The sequence below is a fragment of the Brochothrix sp. genome, from assembly GCF_017549435.1.
GTDB classification, from domain to species: Bacteria; Bacillota; Bacilli; order Lactobacillales; family Listeriaceae; genus Brochothrix; species Brochothrix thermosphacta.
In genome coordinates, this window is sequence record NZ_JAFYUW010000099.1 from 1 (window position 1) to 5,355 (window position 5,355).

A 5,355-nucleotide genomic window follows, 5' to 3' on the forward strand; every position below is an offset into this window, starting at 1 on the left:
AATTATAAAGTCCGGTGGTATTAGTCGCGAAGGTGATAAGTTAATGTTATTTGAACATGATCGCTTGCCACAAAAAGAAAAGTTGTATCTATTTATCGCTTATAAACAAACGGATGGTGGAGTGTTAGTCAGTGGTGCAAATTCAACATTAGCAATTGAAGCAAGTACTAACGCGACAATTAAAGATGACAAAACGTACCAACTATATGATAAAGCTGTTCGTAAAACAGGGATTCATTAAGCTCTTACTACAGTGTTATTTTCAATTTTGAGCAATGTCATCAACATTGCTCTTTTTTGTGCAGAAAAAGATAGTATCGAAAAAGGACACTCAGTGATGTAACTGAATGTCCTTAAGAAATGGTATTATTAAGCAAATAAATTTGCAACGATGATAGTAGTTACTGATAAGAGTCGATAAAGGGGCTCAATTCATTTTTCAAAAAGCGATACCATTTGCGAATGGTTGAAATTGAAACGTTGTAGCGTTGAGCGACTTGGTTTTGTGTTTCATGCGCACCAAATAGGAACGGTTCTTGTTGTAGTAAATAAGTGACGGCTGCTGCAAGAGAGTTAATATTAGCATTTTTTAGCTCAGACGATGTCGTCATTTGTTGAAAAACTTCTCCTAATAAATGGCGAGCAACATGTTGTTCTTCATCAGATGAATAATGTTGAAATTCATTTTCTAATAACAATAATGCTTCATATTTAAGCAAACCATTATCAATAAAACTTTTTATATCATCACTATCATTTTCTAGATGGAAATCAAGTGTAAACGTTAAATTGAAAAATAGTTGTTGTTGCTTAGTTAAAGCAGGGTTTAATCCCGTATGTGGTGCGGCATTTAAAAGTGAAAAAATTAAACGTTCTTCCGCAGTCCCTAAAGTTATCGTATTTTCAAGCGCATAATAATAATTTTTTTCTCTTACAAGTGTCATATGAAACAATTGGTCTAATTGTTTATCATTGTATAGTGATAAACCGTTTAATGTGCGATGATTAACGAGGTATTCGTTTGTATCAAGGTGATTGTAGATCAACCAGTTATTTTCAGGTGTTTGTTCTAGCACATCAAATAAGCTGATGACACTGTCATCAAACCAATGAGCAACACGTTCTATCTGATATTCAGGGATTTTCAAACCACTGACAATTTGTTCATAGATAATTTTACCCATCGCATGCTCAGAAAAATAGCTGGCTAATAATGTTGATAATAAAGAGTTTAAAGTTTCATCAGAAAATGGTTCGAGATAATCGGAATATGTTAAAAAATCATCATCCTGCTCGAGATAATGCTGTATATAGGTCTCACAAATTGAGCGCCACACCAGTTGACGATCAACGGGAGCGTTCGTTTGGAATGAGAGGATGTCGTTCATGAGGAAAGCCTCTTTTCTATTTTTGTTTATTATAGTCATTATCTTACAGACTCTGAACGGTTGCAAGCTAATCATATCAAAAAAATCATTTAATCGAAAAAGAAGTGACAGTCTCTATAGTTGCGACAGTAACCAACTGTGAGTATACTTTGTAATATAGGAGTGTTTAGCCATGAATGAATTAATAAAACATAAATTAGAATTTTTACCAGATTTACCAGGCTGTTATCTAATGAAGGATTCCAACGGTACGATTATTTATGTTGGGAAGGCCAAAATACTTAAAAATCGCGTGCGTTCATATTTTACAGGTACTCATAATGGTAAAACACAACGTTTAGTTGCTGATATTGTTGATTTTGAATATATCGTTACACAATCAAATGTTGAGGCTTTATTGTTAGAAATCAATTTAATAAAAAAACATGATCCGAAATATAATATTATGTTGAAAGATGATAAAACCTATCCGTATATTAAGATTACGAATGAACGTCACCCACGTTTAGTCATTACTCGAAAAATATTGAACGATAAAGGTAAATATTTTGGACCTTATCCGAATGTATCGGCAGCTAATGAAACAAAAAAAATTCTTGATAAGTTGTATCCATTGAGAAAATGTAAGGCAATACCGGGACGTCCTTGTTTATATTATCACTTGGGCCAATGCTTAGGTCCTTGTGTAAACACCGTATCGACTGCCACATATAACGATATGATTGTGAAGATTGCTAAATTTTTAAATGGTGGTCATCAAGCTGTCGTCAAACAGTTGCAAACGAAGATGGCTGCAGCAGCTGAAACACTTGATTTTGAAAAAGCTGCAGAATACCGTGATCAAGTGGAGAGCATTGAAATGACTATTCAAAAACAAACAATGACATCGAACGATTTTACAGATCGTGATGTATTTGGTTATGCGGTTGATAAAGGCTGGATGTGTGTACAAGTTTTCTTTGTGCGTCAGGGTAAATTGATTGAACGTGATGTGTCGCTCTTTCCGATTTATGATGAAGCTGCTGATGAGTTTACTTCGTACATCGCACAGTTTTATAAACGTGCCAATCATTTGTTACCTCAAGAAATATTTTTACCGGATTCTGTTGAAAATGAATTGATTGAAGAATTGTTAGAAGTGCCATGTTTGGTTCCACGTCGTGGTAAAAAGAAAGATTTAACGGTATTAGCGCATGAAAATGCCAGTATTGCATTAAAACAAAAATTCTCATTGATTGCTCGTAATGATGAGCGAACAATTGGTGCGGTTGAAGAATTGGGCGAAGCCATGTCAATCCCCACGCCACGTTTAATTGAAGCATTTGATAACTCAAATATTCAAGGGACAGATCCTGTTTCAGCGATGGTCTGTTTTGAAGATGGGCGACCTTCACGTTCTAAATACCGTAAATATAAAGTGAAAACAGTTGATGGACCTGATGATTATGCAACAATGCGTGAAGTTGTACGACGCCGCTATTGGCGAGTTTTAAAGGAACAATTACCGATGCCTGATTTAATTTTAATTGATGGTGGTAAAGGGCAGGTAGATGTTGCCAAAGATGTTTTGCAAAATGAATTAGGAATTGATGTACCTGTTGCAGGAATGGCGAAAGATGATAAGCATAACACTAGTTATCTAGTGTTCGGTGATCCGCTAGATGCAATGTATTTAAATCCACGTTCAGAAAGCTTCTATCTATTGCAACGTATTCAAGATGAAGTCCATCGTTTTGCAATAACGTTCCATCGAAAATTGCACAGTAAAAACAGTTTTAGTTCAAAACTAGATGGAATAGAGGGTATTGGACCTAAACGTAAACAAAAATTATTAAAACATTTTGGTTCTATTCAAAAAATGAAAGAAGCGCCTAATGAAGAGTTTACAAAAATTGGGATACCACAAGCAGCAGTGGAACGTTTGAAAATACAGCTTAATCAATAAATAAGTAGGCAACAAATTTGTAGATGTATACAAGTTTGTTGTCTTTTTTTATACAAAATAACCAAAATCAGCCTATTCTGAATAATGTATAAATATGTAACTTGACTTTATAATTATGCATAGTTATACTAAGGTATATTCTTTTTTAGGAGGGGTCATGTGAAAGTAGCAATTGTTGGAGCAACAGGTTATGGTGGCTTGGAATTAATCCGTTTGATTAGTCAACACCCTCAACTGACATTAAATTCACTGCATAGTTTACGAGGTGACAACGAATTATTATCCACTATTTATCCACTGGTGCAACAGACACCTTATGATTTAGCAGTCGAACCATTTGAGCCAGTTAAAATTTCAAAGGAAGCTGATGTTGTCTTTTTTGCCACACCAGCAGGCATTGCAAAAGATTTAATTCCGCAGTTGGATTTGAAAAAAATCCAAGTGATTGACCTATCAGGTGATTTGCGCTTAGAAAAGCGTGAAGACTATGAAAAATGGTATCAAAATGAAGCTGCATCACAAGAGTTGATCAATCAAGCTGTTTATGGTTTAAGCGAATGGCATCATGATAAATTACAGGGTGCAATGCTTATTTCAAATCCTGGGTGTTATGCTACTGCTATTTTATTAGGACTTACACCTCTCTATGAGAAATTAGACATTCCATCAGTAATTATTGACGCAAAATCAGGTGTTTCAGGTGCTGGAAAAGCCTTATCAGAAGCCACGCATTTTATGCAAACACATGATAATCTACAGCCATATAAGATGAATGCGCATCAGCATCTACCCGAAATTGAACAACAATTAGGTTGGGTGAATGAAGCAGTTGATCCACTAACAATGACCACACAATTGCTTCCGATTGCAAGAGGATTAATGGCGGTAATGTATGTGACGACAACTTTAAGCACATCAGCGATAAAAAAAATATATCAAGACCGGTATGCTACTGATCCGTTCATTAGATTATCGGGTGAAAAGATTCCTACCATTCAACAAGTAATTGGGAGTAATTATTGTGATATTGGTTGGCATAAAGATGAACGAACAGGTCGTCTGACAGTTGTCACTGTGATAGATAATCTTTTAAAAGGCGCAGCAGGACAAGCGGTACAAAATTTAAATATCAGTCAGGGCTGGGATGAAACCTTAGGTTTACCGATTGTCCCGATGTTTACATAAGAAAAGAGGGAGCAGATGAACTTAGTACATGAGGGTCATATAGCAACACCAAAAGGTTTTTATGCAGATGGGTTACATGCAGGGTTAAAACGGATGAAAAAGGATATTGGCTTAATATATTCGGAAGTGCCTGCACAAACGGCGGCAGTGTATACACAGAATAGTTTTAAAGGAGCGCCAATTACGGTAACACAAGATAGCCTTGCGAGCTCCGCTGAAACACAAGTGTTGATTGTTAATAGTGGCAACGCAAATACGTGTACAGGTAAACAAGGCTTAGCAGATGCCTATGCAATGCGTCTTGCGACTGCAAAAAAAATTAACGTGCCAGAAGAGTATGTGACGGTTGCATCAACCGGCGTTATTGGAGTGCCTTTGAATATGCCTCTTGTACTAGATGGAATCGCCCAATTAGATGAGCAACTGAGCAATGGTAAAGGATTCCAAGAAGCAATTTTGACTACTGATAAAACAATTAAAGACGTGTGCATTACAATCCAACTTGATGGGCAACGCGTTACAATTGCAGGAGCAGCAAAAGGCAGCGGGATGATTAATCCAAATATGGCAACCTTGCTTGGTTTTATCACAACGGATGCAGCGATAGAAGGTGCCTATTTAGATAAGTTGTTACGTCAAACCATCGAGGCCTCTTTTAATCAAATTACGATTGATGGTGATACCTCAACAAATGATATGGTATTGGTAATGGCAAACGGGATGGCAGGTAATAAGCCTATTTCAGCACATCATCCTGAAATGACTCTCTTTAAAGAAGCGTTATTATATGTCTGCACAGTGTTATCGAAAAAAGTAGCTGAAGATGGTGAAGGGGCA

4 protein-coding genes and 1 pseudogene are annotated in these 5,355 nt (G+C 36.3%); 4 read left to right on the forward strand and 1 reads right to left on the reverse strand.

Going from position 1 to position 5,355, the window contains the following annotated elements; genetic code table 11:
• Positions 1–241, forward strand: a pseudogene (locus IKV95_RS06505) (hypothetical protein); the annotation flags it as partial.
• A 160-nt stretch (positions 242–401) separates the two neighbouring features.
• Here the strand turns inward: IKV95_RS06505 and IKV95_RS06510 are convergent.
• Positions 402–1,388: a hypothetical protein gene (locus IKV95_RS06510; RefSeq protein WP_029092396.1), complete on the reverse strand. Its 987-nt coding sequence runs from the start codon at positions 1,386–1,388 to the stop codon at positions 402–404.
• 172 nt (positions 1,389–1,560) lie between these two features.
• Between IKV95_RS06510 and uvrC the strand changes: the two genes are divergently transcribed.
• From uvrC to argJ, 3 genes are all read left to right on the forward strand, one after another.
• A complete protein-coding gene (uvrC, locus tag IKV95_RS06515; protein WP_069118550.1) occupies positions 1,561–3,333 on the forward strand; it encodes an excinuclease ABC subunit UvrC in 1,773 nt (590 codons plus the stop codon).
• 159 nt (positions 3,334–3,492) lie between these two features.
• Positions 3,493–4,518 (forward strand): N-acetyl-gamma-glutamyl-phosphate reductase, encoded by a 1,026-nt coding sequence (gene argC, locus IKV95_RS06520; RefSeq protein ID WP_069125679.1) that lies wholly within the window; start codon positions 3,493–3,495, stop codon positions 4,516–4,518.
• Positions 4,519–4,533: 15 nt separating this feature from the next.
• Positions 4,534–5,355, forward strand: an 822-nt coding sequence (argJ, locus tag IKV95_RS06525; protein WP_287451543.1) for a bifunctional ornithine acetyltransferase/N-acetylglutamate synthase, incomplete at its 3' end; no start/stop codon positions are given.